This is a genomic window from Mitsuokella jalaludinii DSM 13811 (genome assembly GCF_000702905.1).
In the GTDB taxonomy this organism is placed as follows: Bacteria; Bacillota; Negativicutes; order Selenomonadales; family Selenomonadaceae; genus Mitsuokella; species Mitsuokella jalaludinii.
The window spans coordinates 25,461-44,737 of sequence record NZ_JNKR01000017.1; the positions used below are offsets into that span (position 1 = coordinate 25,461).

17 protein-coding genes and 2 rRNA genes are annotated in these 19,277 nt (G+C 58.4%); 3 read left to right on the forward strand and 16 right to left on the reverse strand.

Annotation, left to right across the window (positions count from 1 at the left end; all coding sequences use genetic code 11):
• Positions 1 to 18 precede the first annotated feature (18 nt).
• The 8 genes from T518_RS08645 to thiD all read right to left on the reverse strand — a co-directional run bounded on the left by T518_RS08645 (position 19) and on the right by thiD (position 7,046).
• Positions 19 to 1,410, reverse strand: coding sequence for a GDSL-type esterase/lipase family protein (locus T518_RS08645; protein WP_036378288.1), 1,392 nt, complete (start codon positions 1,408 to 1,410; stop codon positions 19 to 21).
• A gap of 219 nt (positions 1,411 to 1,629) precedes the next feature.
• The gene (locus tag T518_RS08650) at positions 1,630 to 2,448 is read right to left on the reverse strand and encodes an SDR family oxidoreductase (RefSeq protein WP_036378289.1); all 819 of its coding nucleotides are present in this window, start codon (positions 2,446 to 2,448) and stop codon (positions 1,630 to 1,632) included.
• Positions 2,449 to 2,532: 84 nt separating this feature from the next.
• Positions 2,533 to 2,901, reverse strand: coding sequence for a PTS glucitol/sorbitol transporter subunit IIA (locus T518_RS08655; protein ID WP_036378290.1), 369 nt, complete (start codon positions 2,899 to 2,901; stop codon positions 2,533 to 2,535).
• A gap of 35 nt (positions 2,902 to 2,936) precedes the next feature.
• A complete protein-coding gene (gene srlE / locus T518_RS08660; protein ID WP_036378291.1) occupies positions 2,937 to 3,953 on the reverse strand; it encodes a PTS glucitol/sorbitol transporter subunit IIB in 1,017 nt (338 codons plus the stop codon).
• A 71-nt stretch (positions 3,954 to 4,024) separates the two neighbouring features.
• Positions 4,025 to 4,579: a PTS glucitol/sorbitol transporter subunit IIC gene (srlA, locus tag T518_RS08665; RefSeq protein ID WP_036378293.1), complete on the reverse strand. Its 555-nt coding sequence runs from the start codon at positions 4,577 to 4,579 to the stop codon at positions 4,025 to 4,027.
• 41 nt (positions 4,580 to 4,620) lie between these two features.
• A complete protein-coding gene (locus T518_RS08670; protein WP_244881915.1) occupies positions 4,621 to 5,040 on the reverse strand; it encodes a transcriptional regulator GutM in 420 nt (139 codons plus the stop codon).
• Between the two features lie 18 nt (positions 5,041 to 5,058).
• Positions 5,059 to 5,997, reverse strand: coding sequence for a sugar-binding transcriptional regulator (locus T518_RS08675; RefSeq protein WP_036378295.1), 939 nt, complete (start codon positions 5,995 to 5,997; stop codon positions 5,059 to 5,061).
• A gap of 242 nt (positions 5,998 to 6,239) precedes the next feature.
• The gene (gene thiD / locus T518_RS08680; RefSeq protein ID WP_036378296.1) at positions 6,240 to 7,046 is read right to left on the reverse strand and encodes a bifunctional hydroxymethylpyrimidine kinase/phosphomethylpyrimidine kinase; all 807 of its coding nucleotides are present in this window, start codon (positions 7,044 to 7,046) and stop codon (positions 6,240 to 6,242) included.
• A gap of 258 nt (positions 7,047 to 7,304) precedes the next feature.
• Between thiD and T518_RS08685 the strand changes: the two genes are divergently transcribed.
• Both T518_RS08685 and T518_RS08690 read left to right on the forward strand, forming a co-directional pair.
• Positions 7,305 to 8,648 carry an MFS transporter gene (locus tag T518_RS08685; protein ID WP_036378297.1) on the forward strand — a complete coding sequence of 448 codons (1,344 nt, stop codon included), beginning with the start codon at positions 7,305 to 7,307 and terminating at the stop codon, positions 8,646 to 8,648.
• A gap of 163 nt (positions 8,649 to 8,811) precedes the next feature.
• Positions 8,812 to 9,441, forward strand: a complete 630-nt coding sequence (locus tag T518_RS08690; protein WP_036378298.1) for a flavodoxin family protein — start codon at positions 8,812 to 8,814, stop codon at positions 9,439 to 9,441.
• 64 nt (positions 9,442 to 9,505) lie between these two features.
• Here T518_RS08690 and T518_RS08695 read toward each other — a convergent pair whose 3' ends face one another.
• Both T518_RS08695 and T518_RS08700 read right to left on the reverse strand, forming a co-directional pair.
• Positions 9,506 to 9,913 carry a hypothetical protein gene (locus tag T518_RS08695; RefSeq protein WP_036378299.1) on the reverse strand — a complete coding sequence of 136 codons (408 nt, stop codon included), beginning with the start codon at positions 9,911 to 9,913 and terminating at the stop codon, positions 9,506 to 9,508.
• Between the two features lie 66 nt (positions 9,914 to 9,979).
• On the reverse strand, positions 9,980 to 12,145 hold the full coding sequence (locus T518_RS08700; protein WP_036378300.1) for an ATP-dependent helicase: 2,166 nt from the start codon (positions 12,143 to 12,145) through the stop codon (positions 9,980 to 9,982).
• Between the two features lie 195 nt (positions 12,146 to 12,340).
• On the opposite strand from T518_RS08700, the gene T518_RS08705 reads away from it, so the two are divergent.
• On the forward strand, positions 12,341 to 12,667 hold the full coding sequence (locus T518_RS08705) for a YibE/F family protein (RefSeq protein ID WP_255240843.1): 327 nt from the start codon (positions 12,341 to 12,343) through the stop codon (positions 12,665 to 12,667).
• 103 nt (positions 12,668 to 12,770) lie between these two features.
• Here T518_RS08705 and T518_RS08710 read toward each other — a convergent pair whose 3' ends face one another.
• From T518_RS08710 to T518_RS08735, 6 genes are all read right to left on the reverse strand, one after another.
• On the reverse strand, positions 12,771 to 13,010 hold the full coding sequence (locus tag T518_RS08710) for a hypothetical protein (protein WP_036378302.1): 240 nt from the start codon (positions 13,008 to 13,010) through the stop codon (positions 12,771 to 12,773).
• Between the two features lie 168 nt (positions 13,011 to 13,178).
• Entirely contained in the window at positions 13,179 to 15,395 is a 2,217-nt protein-coding gene (gene recD2, locus T518_RS08715; protein WP_391510241.1) for an SF1B family DNA helicase RecD2, read from the reverse strand.
• Positions 15,396 to 15,416: 21 nt separating this feature from the next.
• Positions 15,417 to 17,402: an ABC-F family ATP-binding cassette domain-containing protein gene (locus T518_RS08720; RefSeq protein WP_036378310.1), complete on the reverse strand. Its 1,986-nt coding sequence runs from the start codon at positions 17,400 to 17,402 to the stop codon at positions 15,417 to 15,419.
• 89 nt (positions 17,403 to 17,491) lie between these two features.
• The gene (locus tag T518_RS08725) at positions 17,492 to 18,793 is read right to left on the reverse strand and encodes an LCP family protein (RefSeq protein WP_248617176.1); all 1,302 of its coding nucleotides are present in this window, start codon (positions 18,791 to 18,793) and stop codon (positions 17,492 to 17,494) included.
• A 157-nt stretch (positions 18,794 to 18,950) separates the two neighbouring features.
• Positions 18,951 to 19,067 (reverse strand): 5S ribosomal RNA (rrf, locus tag T518_RS08730).
• Positions 19,068 to 19,135: 68 nt separating this feature from the next.
• Positions 19,136 to 19,277, reverse strand: a 23S ribosomal RNA gene (locus T518_RS08735); the annotation flags it as partial.

Sequence of the window (19,277 nt, forward strand, 5' to 3'; positions counted from 1 at the left end):
TATGAAACTGACACGCGGTCAGGAATTCGTCTTCTTCGTCAGGCTCTGCGTGACCCAGGGAAAGGTCGCCTCGAGGTACTGGCCGATCTTCTCGCCCATCGACTTCTTGGCGAGATAATCGGGGTGCAGACCGTCCGTCGTGTAGTCGGAGCGCAGCCAGCCGCGCTCGTCGGCCAGAGCGCTGGCTACATCGACAGAATACGGCTGCTTCTTGACCCAGGCGCAGACAAACTGCTGATGCGTGAGCCAGTCCGGCGTCGGATGCTCGATGCCGGCGCGGTGGATCATGAGGCTCGGATTGATCGGCGTCGGCGTCACGAAGACCGGGATGATGCCGTAGGCCGCGCACTTCTCCTTGAGCGCCTTGAGATGCTGCACGACGGTCCAGCCGTACGTGCCGGCGCGGTAGTCATTTACGCCGCCCATGATGACGAGGATGCGCGGGGAGAACGGCAGGACATCGTGCTCGAAGCGGTCGATCATGTCCTGCGTCGTGTTGCCGCTGACGCCGAGGTTCTTGATGGGCACGGACGAATACGTCTCCCAGTTGTAGAGCGGATACGAGGGCGGCACGCTCATGACGCCGCCGCCGTGCGTGATGCTGTCGCCGAGCGCCGCGATCGGGGTCGGCGAAGTCACCGTGAAGCCGTTCTTCGCCGACCAGTCACTCAAGGGCGCGCCGTCCGCATCCACAGAGCGCACGCGCCAGTAGTAGCGGCCCTGCGTCGTGTAGGCGTCCCAGTCGTAGACATCGTACTCACCAGCCTGCAGCGTCTTTAAGTACATGTCCTGCGAGCCCACCTCGCGGTAGACCTGCACCTCATGGTGCTTCGCGCCCGGCATCGGTATCCACGAGTAGACAGGGTACTCCGCCGCATAGTCCATCGCGTCGTAGTCCGACGTCGCAAGCGGTGCCGTCGGGTTCAGCGTGCCAGACGTCAGCGGCTGCGGCGTGGAATACGAGTTGACGGGATTGCCGTTGTAGTCGAGTCCGCGCACCTTCCAGTAGAAATTCGCCGCAGCCTTGCCGTAGCGGCCGACCTCAATGTCAACGCCATTGGCAAAAATCTGATTCTGCGTCATGATGACATTCGGCAGTGTGTCCTCTGCAGAGCCGAGGATCTCGACCTGGTACTTGACGGCCCCCGGCACGTGATCCCAGACCAGGCGCACACTGCGGATGTCAACCGACTGGCCCGCAGATGTATCCGCCTTGGCCGCCGCCTCGATCTGCTGCGCCGCCTTCGTCTCCGTCACAGCCGGTTTCTGCCCCGCCTTCTCCGCGAGCACCGATGTCGCCGTGACATGGCCATCATCCCCCGTCGCTGCCTGCGCGGCAGACGGCAGGGCCAGCCCTGCCGTCAGGCAGCAAAGCCCCAGCAGTTTCGCGAGTTTCTTTATCTTCATCATGATGGATTCATCTCTTCCTTTTCCTTCTTTTTGTTTGCGTTCCGTTCCAGACAAGCCCCTGCGGGGCATCTGGCGATTGCCTTTCCATCTTATCACGGTTGGCACAGTCAGGCAAATTTTTCAATTTCCCCGAAAAAGAAAAGAGATGCACTCTGCCAGAGAGTGCATCTCGAAAGACATAAAGAATGGGTAAGGATGGTGGATTGCGGCAGAAGGGCATCAGCCTCTCGTCTTGCCGCCGGCCACGTTGTACGTGACACCGTGGATATACGAAGCGCGGTCACTGGCGAGGAAAAGGACGAGATTGGCCACCTCGGTGAGCTTGCCGCTGCGGCCGAGCGGCGTCGTCTTCGTGTTCTTATAGCCCTTGCGCAGGTCTTCGACCGTGATGCCGCGCGTGTAGGAAAGCGCTTCTTCATAGGCCAGTGTGCGCAGGCCCGTCGCCTCGAGGATGCCCGGCGCCACGCCGACAACACGGACATTGTAGCGGCCGAGTTCCTTGGACCACGAACGCGTAAAGGAGTTGACCGCATTCTTCGTCGCCGCATAGATGCTCTGGCCTTCAGAGCCTTCGAGACCGCTCTCCGAGCTCATGTTGATGATGACACCAGCGCCATTGCGGACAAATTCATGGCCCAGGGCCTGTGCCATGAGGTACACGCCCTTGATGTTGACGCTCGTGACTTTGTCATAGACTCTTTCACTGAGCTCATACTTGCCGTGCGGATCCTTTGGATCCACGAGCAGGCACGGGATGTTGATGCCTGCGTTGTTGACGAGGATGTCGAGCTTGCCAAAAGCCGCTTTTGCCTTCTCGACCATCGCTGTGACGCTCTCCGCTTTCGTGACATCGGTCACGACGTAGAGCAGCTTTCCCCTGCTCCCGCCGAGCTCAAATTCCGGCTCGTCCGGGTTCATGTCACAGACTACGACATTCGCACCATTATCGAGAAATGACTGCGCAACCGTTTTGCCGATGCCGGATGCACCGCCCGTCACTACTGCTGTTTTCCCTTCCAGATTCAACCACGAAGTCATGAATATCTCTCCTATCTTTTCTTACCACACGACATCTGAATGATGTCTGATGCTGGGGACGTTTCACATCGCTTGCCAGCCCCTTCATCTCTTATAGATGGCAATCTCCTCGCCGGGAGCAATGTCGCCGATCTCTTTGTCCTCGAGATAGAGGCTACCTTCCAGATTCTCCCCTTCTTTGTTTCCATTGAAGCGCAGTGTGATGTGACCGAGGTCGCGCAGGTTCTTCTGGACCTGGCTGCCGACATAGATGATCTTGTACGCTTCCTTGCCGAGCTGGAAGATGTCGCCTGGTTCGACGATATCCTCGAGCTTGTTGCCGCGGTGCAGGACGCAGTATTCGCGGAGTTCCTGAGGCGCATTCTCATTGAACAGGATGAGCATGCGCGCCCCCTTGAACGCATGAACCTGAGCACCGAGTTCCTGTACGATTGTACTGTAATATTTTTTCATTGGAATACCTCCTGATATACATCCATGGAAATTCATCAAGCCTCATAGAGCCCGAAGCTGGCGAGCCAAGCGAGAATGACGGAAAGCGGTCCCGTGATGAAGCGGGAATAGAGCACGGAAGGCACACCGACTTCGACCGTCTTCGCATCTGCTTCGGCCAAGCCGAGACCGACCGGGATAAAATCACAGGCGCACTGCGCATTGATGGCGAACAGCGCCGGCAGGGCAAGATGCGGCGGGACTGCGCCCTTGCCGATCTCGACGCCGATGAGCACGCCGATGACCTGCGCGATAACGGCCCCCGGTCCGAGGAACGGTGAGAGGAACGGGAAGGAGCAGATCAGCGACAAGATGATGAGTCCGCCCACATTGCCAGCTAGCGGCACGAGCAGGTGGGCAATGATGTCGCCGATGCCTGTCGAGAGGATGATGCCGATGAGCATCGAGACGAAGGCCATGAACGGCAGGATGGTCTTGATCATCGTGTTGATGGTCTCACGGCCGGCCTGATAAAAGACAGCAACGATACCGCCCATGAACTGACCGACCTTCGCCATAAAACCGGCCTGCTGCTCCGAGATTTTCTTCGACGTGTCATAGTGACGGCTGCCCATGCCGCCCGGTGCCGCCGCATCATGCTGCACTTCTTCTGCCGCGGCCGGTTCAGCAGCGTCAGTTTCCTCTGCAAAAGCCAGATCCTTTTCGCGCACAGCCGAGACGTAGATATCCGGTTTGATGAACTGCGCGAGCGGACCGCTCGGGCCAGTCGGATTGAGGTTGATCGTCCGGATACGCTTCTGCGGGTAAATGCCACAGCGCAATGTGCCGCCGCAATCAATGACGACTGCCAGGATTTCCGCGTCAGGAACACTCGTCTTGAAGCCATCCACCAGCTCACAGCCCGTCATTTCCGCCAGTCTCTTGGCAACGGGCGAGATGACACCGCCCGTGATATTGACGATCTTGTTCTGTTTCTTATTGGGATGCAGGTGCAGCGGACCGCCGAAACCGCCGGAACCAGCTGTGACGATGACGTCTTTATACTTTGCCATGATGCCTTTCTCCTTTTTCATGTATCACATATGTCCATATGTTGTAGTATCAGCCTAAAATTTTTTAGGGATCACGATTTTGTCGGCACAAGCTCCTTGCTGAGCTTCACTCCCTGCTGCTTTTGCACGTAAGCCGTCATGAAATCTGTGATCCAGCCGCGCAGGAAATTGATGACAATGCCGATGAGGAAGTAGCGCAGTGCAAGATCAACCGTCGGCAGTCCGAGTGCCGAGATGCCGTTTGCCACACCGAGGAAGACAAAGAGTTCCGCCGGGTCGACGTGCGGGAAGAGCCCGTTCATCGTATGGCAGGAAGCGGATGCTGCTGCGTAATACGATGGCTTATAGTACTCCGGCAGGAATTTGCCCAGAGACAAGGTCATCGGATTGCAGAAGAAGAACGTGCCGACGACCGGCAGCAGGATGTAGCGCGTGATGACGTTGCCACCGCAGATGCGCGCAAACTTCTCGATTTTTTCCTGCCCCACAAAAGCGATGATCGAATTCATGGCGACAAGCAGGCAGATGAGTGTCGGAATGATGCCGCCCACCCAGCCGACAAAGGTCTCACCACCTTTGTTGAACATGCCGATAAAGCCCTGTGCCAATAAAACCATGGTGTCCATCAAAATCTCTCCTTTTCTTTTTCCCTTTCTTTTTCCCTATTCTATCTTCCAGCAGGCGTCACGGATACATGGCGTTTTTCTTGCTGGAGCTCCTGATAGGAAAGATAGTCCTGACGCGCATTCAACGCGGCTCTGACCTGTTGGCGTGTCAGGCCTCTTTCCTCACAGATCGATTTGTGAATACTTAGAAGATTTAGTTCATTAAGAGCGGTGAAGGGGCGGCATTTGGCAAAGACCGTGACACCTTCCAATAATTCTCCCTTGATGATGCGGCAATCTTCGTCAATGCAGAGCAGGACAATGGCTCCCGCCAGGAACCTCCCCTTCGATTTGCCGATGGCCACGCGCCCAAACCGGCGGAGCTCCTTGACGCGGCGGTTGAAGCGGCGGAATTGCCAGAGCGCCAGCAGGGTCTGCATAACCCAGACTACAATCGCCGCCAAGAACAACATCCCTATCATGAAATCTCACCCTCCTCATCATTCATGCAGCAGAATGGTTGCCGTCGACTCGTCCGTGATCAGCACATTGATGAGATGGCCGCGCAAGGCCCCCATGATCGCTGGAACTTTCTCACGTGAAGCAGCCATGCCGATGCTGTACGGCAAGCCGCGCAAGGTATCGAGCGGTATGGCAATCGTGCGATCCGTAAAGGGCGTCTGCACGGGACTTCCATCCTTGTCGTAGAAGACGGAGCAAATCTCCCCCACGGCCCCAGTGCGCCGCATGGAATCGATAGCATCCCGGCCAAAGTATCCCGCCCAGACGAGATTCGACGACTTGACCGGTGCACCGATACCGACAATCGCAATGTCAAGGCGCTGCCAGAACTGCGAGATCTTCTCATAATTCGCATCCTGTACGATGGCATCGCGGATCTCCGGCGTGCGCGTAATGGCCGGTGCGTAGATGTAATGACTGCGGCCGCCGACCGTCTTGGCCATCTCATAACAGATTGTATTGACGTGATGATCACTGTCAATGCTCTCCGGCCCTCCGTCAATCGGCACAAAATCGATGTCAAGCTGCGGCATCTTCTCGTGATGCGCGTATTTCGTGAGTTCCTGGATGGTAGAACCCCACGCCATGCCGACGACCTGTCCATCCGCCATGATGCGGCGCAGCAGGTTGAGTCCGGCCTGCGCCATGCTCTGCTTGATGGCGAGCATGTCGTAGCTCTTGGGCACGACGTAAGCCTCGCGCAGACCGAAACGCCGTTCCAGGGCCGCTTCAAGATCTTCATACGAATCGCTCTCAACCTCTATCTTGACAATGCCGCTCTTCATCGCCTTCTTGAGATACTTGCTGATGGTCGTGCGGTCAACGCCCATGCGCGAGGCAATCTCGCTCTGCTTCAGATGGTCGAGATAGTACATGCTGGCCGCCTTGATCAGGATGCGTCGCTCTACTGGCATCATGATGTCTTCGCCTCCCTTTTTATTGTCACATTTGTGATATTATTTCTCGTTTGCTCTCTTGTTGGTTCTTATATTAGCAGTAAAGCTACCTACTTTCAATCTTTTTCTTATGTTTTCTAATGATTTTTCTGCTATTCTCAATGAATTTCTCATTTATTGTCACATATGTTTCAACTACGTCTCATTTGTGCGAATCAAAAAAGCCCCTTGCGGGGCTTCTGTCACACAGGCACATCAGATATTCAGTTCTCGAAGAAATCGCCATGGAGATTCCAGCTGTGGTCGACCGGCCCGCTGCCCATGCCAAGGTCCATCTTCGCCAGCAGAGCCCCAAACAGGTATGACTTCGCGCGGCCAATCGACTCCGCAAGGTCGAAACCTTTGGCGAGGTTTGCCGCAATCGCGCTCGAGAGCGTGCAGCCCGTGCCATGCGTATTGGGATTCTCGACGCGCGTGCCGCGGTACCATTTCTCACCCTTGCCGTCTGCCATGACGAGCAGGTCGCTCGCCTCGCCAGCGGAGTGACCGCCCTTGGCCAGCACATTGACACCGGCCTGCGCCGCGAGATGTTCGGCCGCCCGCTGGAAGGCCGCCTCATCCGCAATCTCTTGTCCCGTCAGGACGCTGAGCTCTGGGATGTTCGGCGTGATGACCTCTGCGAGCGGGAAGAGCTCCTGCACGAGTACCTCGACGGCATCATCGGCGAGCAACTTTGCCCCGCTCGTCGCGACCATGACGGGATCCACCACCACGTGTTCTGCCCCGTAGCCCTGCAGCTTTTCTGCGATGACGTGAATGAGTGCGGGCGAAGCAACCATGCCGATCTTGACGGCATCCGGGCGGATGTCTTCCAAGACAGCATCGAGCTCTGCCGCCAGGAACTCCGGCGTGGCCTCCTGCACCATGCGGACGCCCTGCGTGTTCTGCGCCGTCAGGGCCGTGATGGCACTCATGCCGTAGACGCCGTTGGCCAGCATCGTCTTGAGGTCCGCTTGCACGCCTGCGCCGCCGCTCGAATCACTGCCCGCGATTGTCAGTACCTTTTTCATATGGATTCCTCCTGCATATCACGAAAAATTTTAACACTTCCATCTTACAACGCAGGCCGCTTCCTGTAAAGGAAATCAGTCGGTTCCATTCGGATTCCATCGGCTCAGTGATGAATTGCTCCGACTTCTCGCCGGGCCCTTGCATTTTCCTGAGAATCCGTTAAAATAACAATAACGCATTCAGCTGTCATGACAGTTGAATGAAGATATCATCATCGATTCATCTCATTTGAGGATTTTGGGAAAGAGGTTATTTGCATGATTCTCGAACGCCTGGAAGCCCTGCCGGTTGGCTCCTTCCACTACAAGCTTCTCTTGGTCACGGGCCTCGGCTGGCTCTTCGACTCGATGGACACGGGTCTGATTGCCTTCGTCCTGCCTGTCTTGACAAAGGACTGGGGACTCACGCCTGCACAGGCCGGCTGGATTGGCTCGATTGGCCTCATCGGCATGGCGCTTGGCGCCGTGCTCGCCGGCACGGTCGCCGACCGCATCGGCCGCAAGAAGGTCTTCACGATCACAGTACTGCTCTACAGCATCTCGACAGGACTCTGTGCTCTTTCTTGGAGCTATGAGTCGCTGCTCGTCTTCCGCTTCCTCGTCGGCTTCGGACTCGGCGGTGAGTTGCCGGTCGCTGCGACGCTCATGAGCGAGTACGCACCGAGCCATCTGCGCGGGCGCTTCATCGTCCTGCTCGAGAGCTTCTGGGGCGTGGGCTGGCTCGTCGCCGCCTGCATCGCCTACCTGCTGATCCCGCGCTTTGGCTGGCAGATTGCCTTTGTCATCGGCACGATTCCGGCGCTCTACGTCTTCCTAATCCGCCTGCACATGCCGGAGTCCGTGCGCTATCTGATCTCGCACGGCCGCATCAATGACGCCAAGGACATCATCCTCGAACTCGAGCGCAAGCTCCACGTCGAGAGCCGCCCGTTCGCCAAAGAGCTCAGTGAAGCAGAGCGCGAACAGCCAAACGCCGCTGCGACGAGCTTCACGACGCTCTGGACGAAGCCATTCCGCACGCGCACCATCATGCTCTGGCTCGCCTGGTTCGGCATTGTCTTCAGCTACTACGGTATCTTCATGTGGCTGCCGTCCATCGTCTTTGCCCAGGGCTTTGCCGTCGTCAAGACGTTTGAATACGTGCTCATCATGACGCTCGCCCAGCTGCCAGGATACTACGCTGCCGCCTGGCTCGTCGACGTCATCGGCCGCAAGTACACGCTCTCGCTGTTCCTTCTGATGTCCGGTATCTGCAGTTTTTTCTTCGGCAATGCCGCAAGCGCTTCTTCGCTTCTCGCCTGGGGTGCGGCCATGAGCTTCTTCAACCTCGGTGCCTGGGGCGTCATCTACACTTACACGCCAGAGCAGTACCCGACGACGATCCGCGCACTCGGCTCCGGCTGGGCGGCAGGCTTCGGCCGCATCGGCGGCATGATTGCCCCGATGCTCGTCGGCATGATGCTCGCCAACGCCTTCGGCATGAGCACCATCTTCCTGATGTTCGCCTCTGTCTTCGTCATCATCTCCGCCGTCGTCCTGACACTCGGCAAGGAGAGCAAGCAGAAGACGCTCGAAGAGCTCGAAGAAGCCTACGAGAACTGATTTCCGTTCACCACATTTCAAATCTCGCACATCGCATGCAAAAAAGAGCTTGGCCGCCAAGCTCTTTTTCTGTCATAATCTGCATCGTTGACAGGACTTTGGGCCATGGAGCGCGAAGAAGATAGGCAAACGTATTATAATCTTATTCGCAGAGGTAATCACTATGAGCAAAATCCTTTTGATCAACGGCAGTCCCAATGAGAAGGGCTGCACCTACACCGCACTGGCAGAGATTGCCGCCACACTCCACGAGCAGGGCGTCGAGACGGAGATGATCTGGCTCGGCAAGAAACCGGTGCAGGACTGCATTGCCTGCCACAGCTGTATGAAGACCGGCCGCTGTGTCTTTGCGGACATCGTCAATGAGACGGCCGACAAACTCGCCGCTGCCGATGGCCTCGTCGTCGGCTCGCCCGTCTACTACGGCGGCCCGACGGGCTTCATCACGAGCTTCCTCGACCGCCTGACCTTCAGCTGCACGAAGGACACCAGAATGCACGGCAAAGTGGCCGCCTCCATCGTCTCCTGCCGCCGCGGCGGCGCGACGGCAGCCTTTGACCGCCTGAACAAGTACTTCCAGATGTCCAACATGGTCGTCGTCGGCTCCCAGTACTGGAACCAGGTACACGGCTTCACACCGGACGAAGTCCGCAAGGACCTCGAAGGCCTGCAGACGATGCGCACACTCGCGCGCAATATCGCCTGGATCACGAAGTGCATCGAGGCCGGCAGACAGGCTGGCATCGACTATCCCACGCACGAACTCGTCACCATGACGAACTTCATCGACTGATCTTCCCATAAAAAATGCTGCCATAGAGGAGCGCTCTCCTCTGTGGCAGCATTTTTTGTCGCAATCAGTTCAGCACGACGTAGCCGATAACAAAGCTGATGATGAAGATCATGAAGTAGATGACGATGGCCTTGTTGCTGAGCCAGTCGCTCGAGAGGTCGACCTCGGGCAGTTCGACATGGGGCTTCTCGAGATGCGGCATCGCGACATGTGGGACCTCGATATGCGGTGTCTCAATATGAGGCATCGTGACATGCGGTGCTTCAAGATGCGGCTTCTCGATGGAGGGTACCTGCGGCAGCCTGCCCTGCTTGGCCCGCGCGCGCAGCTCCGGCACGAGCGGGATGAGGAAGGCCAGCGCTGCGAATATCACAGCGCCGCGCGTCCCCACGGTCTTGATGGCGATGACACCGAGCAAGATGCCGATGGCCACGCCGAAGCACAGGACTTTCTTTTCTCTATCACTCATCATGATTCCATTCACATCCTTTTCCTGAAGTATAGCACCGCGGCCGCATTCAGGCAAGGAGAGCGATAGTCAGCCGATTTTCTGCAACTTCGCGCGGAAGGCAATGCTGCGGTTCGTCGCCAGCTCATCAAAGTGGATGACATACGCTCCCTTTTCTGCATCGATGGCAACGACGGTTCCGTCACCGAAGACACGGTGTGTCACGCGGTCCCCCTCCCGGAAAGCCAGGGATTCCGTCTGGCGCGAAAGGCGACGCGCGGAGGCCCGGACGAAGTCGCGCGCCGCGCGCACGAGGCGCTCGGGCAGCGGCGCGGTGAAGTCGAGGAGCGCGTGGTCGATGTCGAGGATGAAGCGCGAGGGGTAGCGCATCGAGCCGTCGATGTTGAGTCCTTCGGCATCCGACAGATAGAGGCCCTTCTCCGCCCGCGTCATCGCGACGAAGGCGAGCCGCCGCTCCTCCTCCATCGCCTCCGGCGTGCGCGTCTTGCGCGAGGGGAAGACACCCTCGTTGAGCGCCACGAGAAATACGTACGGGAACTCCAGCCCCTTGGCCGTATGAACGGTCATGAGCTTCACTTTGTCGCCCGGATCGCCGACATCCTGATTCGTGAAGAGCGCCGCATGCGCGAGGTAGTCTGTGAGCCCCGCCTCCTCGCCGCAGCTGACTTCGTACTCGCGGACAGACTGCTTGAGCTCCGCGAGGTTGTCGAGGCGCGCCTGACTGCCCTCCGTGCGCAGCATGGCCTCGTAGCCGCTCCTGTCGAGCACCTCCGCCAGCACCTCCGAGACGGACGCCCCCTCACTGACATCAGCCAGCCCCTCGACGAGCTGCAGGAATTCCCTTGCCTTCGTGCCCTTCCAGATTGGGTCCTCGATACTCGCCTGCATGGCCTGATAGAGCGTCATCTCATGTGCTTCAGCATATTCCGTCAGGAACTTGCGCCGCCGCTGGCCGATGTTGCGCTTCGGCACGTTGACGACGCGCAGGAAGGACAGGTCATCGCGGTAAGCGAGAAGGCGCAGGTACGAGAGCGCGTCCTTGATCTCGCGCCGCGCGAAGAACTGGACACCGCTGTAGATCATGTAGGGAATCTCCGCCCGGAGGAGCTGCTCTTCGATACTGCGCGTGATGTAGTGGGCGCGGTAGAGCACTGCCATCTCGCGGTAGGCGACGCCCTCTTCGTGGAGCCTCGCCATCTCGCCGGCCAGCCAGCTCGCCTCCTCGCTCGCGGCAGTCGCATGGTGGCAGATGACCTTATGGCCATGTCCCTTGACAGGCACAAGGTCCTTCTCGATGCGGCTTGTGTTCTTGGCAATCAGCGAGTTGACGACAGAAAGAATCTCCGGTGTCGAGCGGTAGTTCTCGAGCATGTAGATTGTCTTTGTCCCCGGGAAGTGCGTATCGAAGTCCAGGAGATAGCGCCCCGAAGCACCGCGCCACGTGTAGATGGTCTGGTCGGGGTCGCCGACGACGAAGAGGTTCTTGTGCCAGCCGCAGAGCACATTCATGAGGCGGTACTGCGGCTCGTCGATGTCCTGGAACTCGTCGATCATGATGTACTCGAGGCGCTGCTGCCACTTCTTGCGGATGTCCTCGTGCTCGGCGAAGATGTGCAGCGAGAACTTGATGAGGTCGTTGTAGTCGAGGCCGAAGCACTTCTTCTCTTCATAGAGATAGCCGTAGAAGAGGATGTCCTGCTTCGTCTGCGCCCTGTCGTACTTCTCCTTGAGCGCGGTGAGCGGCAGAGCAATGAGCTCCTTGTAGTAGTCGGGCTGCTGCACGAGCTTGCGCATCTCGAACATGTCGCGCGCCTGGCCGTACGTCATATCGCGCAGGGTCAGGCCGCGCTCCTCGTAGATCTTGGCGAGCATGTCGTCGATGTCGGCGTTGTCGAGCACGAGGAAACTCTTCGGGTAGCCAACGGCATGGCTGTCCTCCTGCAGGATGGAGACGCAGAAGCCGTGGAACGTGTTGATGTAGCCCGTGTCGTTGTCGCCCGTCAAGGCGTGAATGCGGCTGCGCATCTCCGTCGCCGCCTTGTTGGTAAACGTCACGCAGAGGATGTTGCCCGGCAGGATGCCGAGCTCCTCGACGAGGTAGGCAAAGCGGTGCGTGAGCGCCCGCGTCTTCCCTGAACCCGCGCCCGCCAGCACACGCACAAAGCCCTCTGTCGTCGTCACCGCCTCGCGCTGCGCATCGTTGAGCCCCTCGAGCAAATCCTGCCAATCTTCCATATCGCTGCACCTCCTGATCCTGTCCGCATTCCCTTCCATTCTACCACAGCCCCGCCCGAGAATAACAAAAACTTTACATGCCGGTAACAACGCCAATGCATTCAGATGATAGAGTGGAATCGTCAAGAATCAAGTGACAGTATCGAAGAGAATATGGTGTATATCTGAGGAGGTTCTTTTCATGTCGATGTCAAGATCCACAGCCAGAACCCGGATACATCCGCGCGGGCGCTCTTCAAGAGCGGCATGCGCGTCGGGCAGGATGTCATGGGCACGATGGCCGCCACGCTGATTCTCGCCGTCTTCGGCGGCAGCCTCAGCACCTGGGTGCTCGACTACGTCTACGACCTGCCGTTCCTGCAGCTGCTGAACTCGAACAGCCTCGACATTGTCATCATGCAAGGCCTCTCAGGCGGCATCGGCGTCATCCTGACCGTCCCCATCGCGGCGGGATGTTCAGCCTTCCTACTCGCCCACAAGAGAGCCTCTGTCCACGAGACGAGCCCATCCCAGATTGGATGAGCCGGATATCTTCCATCTTCTTCTAACAAGACATAGCAAAAGAAGGGCGCGCCCAGAGCGCAGCCCTTCTTTTTTGACGTATAGCGAGTTGACACGTGTCGGCTCAGCGAGGAAGCTGGCCGTTCTCCGATACCTCGACAACACCGGCCTGGCCGCCCTCATAGTAGGCGACTTTATAGACCTTGTCTGCCCCGACCTGCGTGACGTTCTCGACTTCTGCCTGCGGGTGCATCGTCTGCACGACTTCTGCAGCGATCTCCTCGCTGACTTTCGGCGTGCCCTGCAGCATGAGCAGGCCACCCCATACGCATAAGCCGACGATTGCCAGGATCCCATTCTTCATGATACCATTCCCTTTCCATACAGACCTAGATGAGTTCTTCTTTCCAGGGACTAGTATACTCTATTTTTCAGCAATTGTTTACACTTCAACCGGAAGTATTCTGTATTCTTGCAAAGTTGTGTAACAATTAAGATTAATACTTGTGCATATACTGTATGCATGTATATCTCAGCGTTCAAAACCGTAGTGGAGGCGCTCGGCCAGCAGCGTGTAGCGCTTGCTCGTGCGGTTGTTGGCAACAGCCGTGTTAAGCGCAGCTTTGGAGCCGAGCAGGATGACCTCGCGCTTGGCGCGCGTCACGGCCGTGTAGAGCAGGTTGCGCTGCATCATGATCGTGTGCGAGCGCACGAGCGGCAGGATGACGACAGGGTACTCGCTGCCCTGGCTCTTATGGACGGTCAGTGCGTAGGCGAGCGAGAGTTCACCGAACTCGCCGCTCTCGTAGTCGACCTCGAGCTCATCACCGAAGTGGACCGTCATGCGGCCCGGCTCGATGGCCATGACGAAGCCGATGTCGCCGTTGAAGACCTGCTTCGTGTAGTTGTTCTTCGTCTGGATGACCTTGTCGCCGAGGCGGAAGGTCTGCGCGGCGTTCGTGAGTTCCGGCCGCTGCGGCGACTTCGGGTTCAGGGCCGCCTGCAGGACCTTGTTGAGGTTGTCCGTGCCGCAGGCCTGGCGGTGCATCGGCGCCAGCACCTGGATGTCCGTCAGCGGGGAGAAGCCCTGCTGCGGCAGGGTCTTCGTGCAGAGTTCGACAATCTTCTGGGCCACAGCATCCTCATCGTCGATTTCCCAGAACTGGAAATCCCCCTGCGGCGAGCAGACGGGCAGGCGGCCCGCATTGATCGCATGCGCGTTCATGACGATGCTGCTCTCCCCCTTCTGACGGAAGATGTCGGTCAGTCGGACGCTCGGGATGACGCCGGAGCGCAGGATGTCGCGCAGGACCGTGCCCGGGCCGACGGACGGCAGCTGGTCGACATCGCCGACGAAGATGACGTGCGAGCCGTCCGGCACGGCGGCGAGGAAGTGCTGCATGAGCGTGATGTCCATCATCGAGACTTCATCGAGGATGATGACATCGGCCTCGAGCTGCTCGTCCTCGTTCTTGCCGAAAGTCGGCGCGCCCGAACCGCCTGCGCCCTGCGCCTCGAGCATGCGGTGGACAGTCACAGCCTTCTGCCCCGTCGCCTCGGCGAGGCGCTTGGCCGCGCGCCCCGTCGGCGCGCCGAGCAGGACAGTAAGGCCCTGCAGGTGCAGGAGGTCGATCATGCCGCGCACGACAGTCGTCTTGCCCGTGCCGGGGCCGCCTGTCAGCACGAAGACGCCGTACTGCAGAACGTCTTCGAGCGCTTCTTTCTGCTTGTCCGCGAGCTGGATGCCCGCAATCTGCTCCCAGTGCGCGACGAGCGTCGACGGGTCCGTCTCCATCGCGATGGAATCGGCGTACTTCTGCAGGTAGAGCAGCTTGCGCGCTGCTTTGATCTCCGCGCGGTAGAGGTACGGCGGGTAGATGAGCGTCTCCGCGCCAACATACTCGACAGCGAGCTGCTTGGCCTGAAGAAGGTCTTTCAGGACCTTGCGCACCGTCTCCTGCTCGACTTTGAGGAGGTCTGCTGCCTGCTTCTCAAGCGCTGCTTCAGGGATGCAGCAGTGCCCCTGCTGTGCGATCTTCTGCAGGGCAAAGTCGATACCCGCAGAGATGCGACTGCGATCCTCCGCGGCGATGCCGAGGCTCTTCGCGATGGAGTCCGCGATGATGAAGCCGATGCCTTCGACCTCTCTGGCCAGCTGGTACGGGTGATTCTCGAGGGTGTCGATGGAGAAGGAGCCGTACTTCTTGAAGATGCGCGCCGCATACGTGCCCGAGATGTGATGTGTCTCTAGCCAGAGCATGATGTCGCGGAGCTCCGACTGCGAGGTGTACGAGGCCGTGATCTTCTCGATGGTCTTCTTGCCGATGCCTGCTACCTCGCTGAGGCGGTGTGGCGTCTGCTCGATGACGGTCAGCGTTTTCTTGCCGAACTTCTGCACGATGCGCTTGGCCAGCGACGGGCCGATGCCGTCGACGACGCCGGAGGCTAGGAAGCGCTCAATGCCCTCGGCACTTGACGGCGCCTCGATGCGAAGCCCCGTGACCTGGAACTGCTGGCCGTAGCGCTTGTGCTGTGTCCAGTGGCCGCGCAGGCGAAGCTGCTGGCCGACGAGCGGTGCCTCGACGTTCGCGAGTGCTGTGATGCGGCTTTTCTTGCGCAGCGGCTTGAACGAGAAGACCGTGAAGGGGCTCGCCTCATTCGTAAAGACGATGCGCTCAACGACGCCCTCGATCTCCTCTTCCGTCTCCAATCCCGGCAGGGATGTCTGAATCGTTTCGTTCTTCATCATGCTGCCTCCTCTCGCATATCATCACGCCTCTGTCAGGCGCTCCCACTTCTCATAGCGCATCTCGATCTCCTTCTCCTTCGCCGCATACGCCTCGGCAATGGCCTGGCTCTGCTGCGGGTCGGCCTGGACGGCCGGATTGTTCATCTGGAATTCGAGGCCCTTGAGCTCTGCCTCGGCCATCGCGATCTCCGCCTCGGCGCGCTGGACCATCTCCTCGCGTTTCGCATCGCTCATACTCTGGATGCGCCCGAGCTCAGCGCGCTTCTTCTCCTCGGCACGGCGCTCTGCCGCCTTTTTCACCTCATCATCTGTCTTCTCTTCCTGCGCCGCAGCCTTTCGTCTCGCCTCTGCCTCGTGCTTGGCTTTGGCCTGCTGTTCCCGTTCGGCTGCTTCAAGCGCTTCGCGCTCCTCGCGCGCCTCTTCCTCCGCGACTTCCTTCTTCATGAGGTAGTAGCTGTAGTTGCCGAGGTATTCCGTCAGCTTGCCGTTCTCGAGCTCTAACGTGCAGTTTGCGACCTTATCGAGGAAGTAGCGGTCGTGTGAGACGGCCAGGAACGTGCCAGGGAAGGCCATGAGCGCCTCCTCGACGGCCTCGCGCGCGGGAATGTCGAGGTGGTTCGTCGGCTCGTCGAGCACGAGGAAATTCGCGCCCGTGAGCATGAGCTTGAGGAAGGCCACGCGCGACTGTTCGCCGCCTGAGAGGTCACCGATGCGCCGCAGGACTTCGTCACCATGGAACAGGAAAGCGCCGAGGTAGCGGCGCGCCTGCTCCTCGTTGATGCCGTACTCGTAGATGAGCTCATCGAGGATGGTGTTGTCCATGTTCAGGCCCTCGTGCTGCTGCGAGAAGTAGCCGATCTTGACGCGGCTGCCGATCTTGACGCGGCCCGTCGAGGATTCGAGTTCGCCGACGAGGACACGCAAGAGCGTCGTCTTGCCCGCGCCGTTCGGTCCGACGAGGGCCACACCGTCACCGCGTCGGATGAGCATCGAGAGGTGATCGAAGATCTTGTGGCTGCCGAACGACACCGAGACGTCCTCAAGCTCTGCCACGCGCTCCGCGCACTCAGGCGGCTTATTGAGCGCGAAGTAGTTGAAGGACGCATCTTCCGGCGGCAGCACGATGCGCTCGAGCCGGTTGAGCTGGCTCTGGCGGCCGCGCGCCTGCTTGCTCTTGATGCCCGCCTTGTACTTGCGGATGTACTCCTCCGTCTTCCTGATGTGCTCCTGCTGCTTCTCGTAGGCTGACTGCAGCGCCGCGCGGCGCTCTGTCTTTACCTTCATGTAGTAGGTGTAGTTTCCGTCGTAATCCGTGACCGTATGGCCAGAAAGCTCGAGAATACGCGTGGCGACGCGGTCAAGGAAGTATCGGTCATGCGAGATGATCAGGACCCCGCCGGAGTAATTCTTGAGGAAGCCCTCGAGCCACTCGATCATGTGGATGTCGAGGTGGTTCGTCGGCTCGTCGAGGAAGAGGAAGTCCGGCTCGCGCAAGAGCGCCTTCGTCAGGCAGATGCGCGTCTTCTGGCCGCCGGAGAAATGCGCGACGTTCTTCTCAAAGTCCTCCTCTGTGAAGCCGAGGCCGAAGGCCACACGGCGGATGCGGCTCTCGTAGTCGTAGCCGCCGAGCAGTTCGAAGCGCTCGACGACCTTGCTGTAGGCGCGCATCGTCTCCTCTGCGTGGTCGACGGCAATCTTCTTCTCGAGCGCCTTCTTGCGCTCGCCGAGCGCGATGACATCGTCAAAGGCGCGCAGGAACTCCTCGTAGAGCGTCCCTGTGCCGAAGTCGGCCTGCTGCTCGACATAGCCGATAGTCGCCGCCTCATCGAGCTGTATCGTGCCGCCGTCATTCTCCTCCTGGCCGAGCAGGCAGCGCATGAGCGTCGTCTTGCCGGCACCATTTGCCCCGACAAAGCCGACCTTGTCGCCGCGCGCGACCTCGAAACTGACATCGTGGAAGAGCTCGTCGATGCCGAATGACTTCTTGAGCCCCGTAACTCGTAGCATTGCCAATGTATTCACTCCAATAAATCAAGTCTGTAAAAATCCAGCGAATTGCGAGAAAGACGGAGCGTCTGCTCCGTCTCTTTCATCCGTCATTTCCCTTTTTTGTGATAGTCACGGCCGATGTTGACGACAGCCTGGTTCGAACTGCCGCCGTCGCGGATGACGCAGGCAAATGGCATGCCGTAGAAGACATCCGTATTGCGCGTCGACGTCGTGATCGTCGTCGTCGGGTTCGAGCTCGTCTTGCCCGTCTCGACACCCGAGATGATGAAGCCCTTGCGCTGCAGGGCAGCGGCGACTTCCGCACCGGCACCGTCGATGCCGCTCGAGTTGATGACCATGACCGCGATCTCCTCCGGCTTCATCGGCTCATCATCCGAATCCTTCTTATCCTGATCCGTGAGCTTCGTGCCGCCGCTCGTCTTGTGGGCGAGCATCTTGAGGTCCTTCGGCAGATCCGCATCATACTTGTCCTCAGCCTCCTGCGCCTCCTGCTCTGCCTGCTCTGTCAGAGTGAGGCCGAGCTCTGACGCCAGCAGATCGCGCACGTCCGTGATATCCGGGATCCAATAGCTGATATCCTTGTGGTAGGCTGGCTGACCCGGGACCATCTGCGCCTCGAGACCGTTTGCCTGGAACGTCTTCATCATCTTGGCAAAGCTCAAGAGCTCTGTCACCGACATGTCCGTCTTGACAGCCGAACTGACTTCCTTGACGATGTCCGGCAGGCGCGGCAGAATCTCCGGCGTGAGGACCTGAGCGAGGCAGGCCTTCATGAACTTCTGCTGACGCCCGATGCGCCCGATATCGCCCTCTCCATCGCGGTAACGCACGTATTGGATGGCTTTTTTGCCATCCATATGCTGTTCTCCAGGATAAAGATCGATGACGAGTCCGCCGTTATCGTCCCAGGGATCCTCATAATGCATGCGCTTCTCGACGTCGATGTCAACACCGCCAATCGCATCGATGATGCGTTCAAAGGATTTCGTATCGATGATGATGTAATGATCCATCGGCACGCCGAGCAGTCCTTCGAGGGACTTCTGCGACAGTTCATGACCGCCGTAGGCGTAAGCATGATTGATCTTATCGTAACCATGGCCGTCGATTGCCACGCGCGTATCGCGGGGAACAGACAGCAGCGCAGCCTTCTCCGCCGTCTTGTCGATGGAAGCCACCATCAAGGTATCACTGCGGCCCACATCATCCTTGCGGCTGTCCACACCCATGATCATGACGTGGATGATCTCATGGTCTGTATCACCGATCTCATGAGCAGGATTCTTTCTATTTATGCCAGCGTAGCAGCCAAGCACGACAGCAATGATGACGACGAGGATGAGTCCAAGCCACTTGACCCGTCGAAAGCTGCGTCTCTGTTTGCGCATCTCAGGCATCCAATATCGCCCCTTATATCTAAAATAAAACGTTACAACTCATTCAGTATATCAAATATCAAATCGGTCTGCAAATACGAAAACCATCTCCATGAGATACGGAAGGACAATACACAAAAAGGGCTCCACCTCAGCGGAGCCCTTGCTTAACCGGCAACTTCCTATCCTCCCAGTCCGTCTCCAGACAAGTACTTTCGGCCTCTGAATGCTTAACTACTGTGTTCGGTATGGGAACAGGTGGAACCATTCAGGCATCATCACCGGATATTCTATTTGAATGCTTGCACATTCAAAACTATACAGAAGAAACTACTCTGCGAACACTTCAGTTCTCTAGTTAAGCCCTCGACATATTAGTAGTAGTCAGCTTCATGCCTTGCAGCACTTCCACATCTACCCTATCAACCTTGTCTTCTTCAAGGTGTCTTACTAGCTTGTGCTATGAGATACTTCATCTCGGGACGGGCTTCACGCT

Coding starts and splice junctions, on each gene's coding strand:
- T518_RS08685 (WP_036378297.1), top strand. CDS start 7,305: ATGATTCTCGAACGCCTGGAAGCCCTGCCGGTTGGCTCCTTCCACTAC.
- T518_RS08655 (WP_036378290.1), bottom strand. CDS start 2,901: ATGAAAAAATATTACAGTACAATCGTACAGGAACTCGGTGCTCAGGTT.
- T518_RS08700 (WP_036378300.1), bottom strand. CDS start 12,145: ATGGAAGATTGGCAGGATTTGCTCGAGGGGCTCAACGATGCGCAGCGC.
- T518_RS08645 (WP_036378288.1), bottom strand. CDS start 1,410: ATGATGAAGATAAAGAAACTCGCGAAACTGCTGGGGCTTTGCTGCCTG.
- T518_RS08670 (WP_244881915.1), bottom strand. CDS start 5,040: ATGATAGGGATGTTGTTCTTGGCGGCGATTGTAGTCTGGGTTATGCAG.
- T518_RS08720 (WP_036378310.1), bottom strand. CDS start 17,402: ATGCTACGAGTTACGGGGCTCAAGAAGTCATTCGGCATCGACGAGCTC.
- T518_RS08695 (WP_036378299.1), bottom strand. CDS start 9,913: ATGATGAGTGATAGAGAAAAGAAAGTCCTGTGCTTCGGCGTGGCCATC.
- recD2 (WP_391510241.1), bottom strand. CDS start 15,395: ATGATGAAGAACGAAACGATTCAGACATCCCTGCCGGGATTGGAGACG.
- T518_RS08675 (WP_036378295.1), bottom strand. CDS start 5,997: ATGATGCCAGTAGAGCGACGCATCCTGATCAAGGCGGCCAGCATGTAC.
- T518_RS08710 (WP_036378302.1), bottom strand. CDS start 13,010: ATGAAGAATGGGATCCTGGCAATCGTCGGCTTATGCGTATGGGGTGGC.
- srlA (WP_036378293.1), bottom strand. CDS start 4,579: ATGGACACCATGGTTTTATTGGCACAGGGCTTTATCGGCATGTTCAAC.
- T518_RS08725 (WP_248617176.1), bottom strand. CDS start 18,793: ATGCGCAAACAGAGACGCAGCTTTCGACGGGTCAAGTGGCTTGGACTC.
- T518_RS08690 (WP_036378298.1), top strand. CDS start 8,812: ATGAGCAAAATCCTTTTGATCAACGGCAGTCCCAATGAGAAGGGCTGC.
- thiD (WP_036378296.1), bottom strand. CDS start 7,046: ATGAAAAAGGTACTGACAATCGCGGGCAGTGATTCGAGCGGCGGCGCA.
- T518_RS08650 (WP_036378289.1), bottom strand. CDS start 2,448: ATGACTTCGTGGTTGAATCTGGAAGGGAAAACAGCAGTAGTGACGGGC.
- srlE (WP_036378291.1), bottom strand. CDS start 3,953: ATGGCAAAGTATAAAGACGTCATCGTCACAGCTGGTTCCGGCGGTTTC.